Raw genomic sequence first — 1,484 nt, 5'->3', positions numbered from 1 at the left:
AATCTCAGAGATAAAGTCTTTAATCTCTGCCTCCGGACGCACGTGTCTGCTCATGCATTGCTGCCTGATCAGTCCGCCGTTTTATCCGGGGAAAGGCGCGAAGCCACAGGGTGGCCGCGCCGGGTTGCGCCGATATAAGCGATTCGCGCTTTTATGCAAGGGAAATGTGGAGGCTCAAACAGCCGTCCGGAGGCGTCCCCTGCAGCCTATATGGGGATGCTCAGAGCCCATGTGAAGGGGAGGGGTGATGAGCGGGGACGACCTCCCGGCTCCTAATCCTCTTTTTACCTTTCAGGGGTGTAACTGCAGGGGAACGAACCCTCTCGGGCTGAACGTCTCGGCCCCAAACCCATAATGACAATGCATTTCATTCGCCGGCCCTCCTCACCTGCCGATCTCGGCCACGATTCTTCTCTTCCAGAAAGCGATCAGACCTCCGGCTCCAGAGGAGCGGCGAGCGGCGCATCTGTTCAAGGTGCCCGGAACCAGTTCGCGCGTCCCACTCCTCCGACATCTTCCGAGGTGCGCTACACACGGACGCCCGATCGTGTTTTGAGGGAGCGCTTGAAACAGACTTCGACGCCGGCTGTCGAGAGTGCGCAGTCCGTGCAACCGGCCATTCAGAAAGCGCCTGAGCCTCCTAGGACACCCAACCCGATGGTCACTCCTCAGGTTCGGACCAACGGGAGCCCGGGCCATCAGGCGCAGAGCGCACCCGGCGTTCACTACTCGCGGACACCAACCCGCATTACGCCACAGGCTTCAGCGCGCTTGAGACATGCTGCCGCTCCAGAAAAGAGTGCGGCGACGGATCCGGTGAGCGCGCCTGCACCAAAAGCTGCTCCCGTGGTCGCAAAACGTGCGCCGGAGCCTGCACAGGCGGGCGTACCGCCTGTGCAGCAAGCGGCAACGACGCCGCATGCGTCCATGGGCTTCGAACTGCCGACAGTTCGGCAATCCTATTCATTCCTCTGGCAACCGGGGACATATCTGCTGGACCCTGCCGTGCCGACAAAGGCACCTGCGCCGGTTGTGACGAAGCGCGAGCGCGGCGCCCGACCTGTTAGAAAGCCTGCAGCTCCGATCCGAGAGGCCATGAATGTTTCTGCTGCTCGCGTCAGGCCTGAGCAGAACGAGACACCGCCATGGGAAGACGAGGCCGAGGATTTTTCTGCAGAAGTTGAAATCATTGCGGATGAGGATGTGGAGGAGATGCCGGTTCCTGCTCCCATCGTGAAGCCTGTGACACGTGCAGCAGTTGTGCGCACGCCCCCTGTTCCGGCCAATGACAGCTTTGGAAAGGTGCATGCCTCCGTTCCGGCAGCGGCGTCATTCGACTTCGAACTTCCCGATCTCGATCTGCTCGCGGAGCCGCATGATTCCAACAGCGTGGAGGTGCCGCCAGAGGTGCTGCAGGAGAATGCCGCGGCGCTCGAGAACGTGCTGTGGGATTTCAACGTGAAGGGCGAGATCATCAACGTCCA

The 1,484-nt window shown here is 60.8% G+C and carries 1 pseudogene; it reads left to right on the top strand.

The features are described 5' to 3' along the window. Positions 1–564 precede the first annotated feature (564 nt). A pseudogene (locus tag ACUXUR_RS26730) lies at positions 565–1,484 on the top strand (hypothetical protein); the annotation flags it as partial.

The organism is Microvirga medicaginis (assembly GCF_052658925.1).
This window is presented reverse-complemented; position numbering and strand designations above follow the sequence as displayed.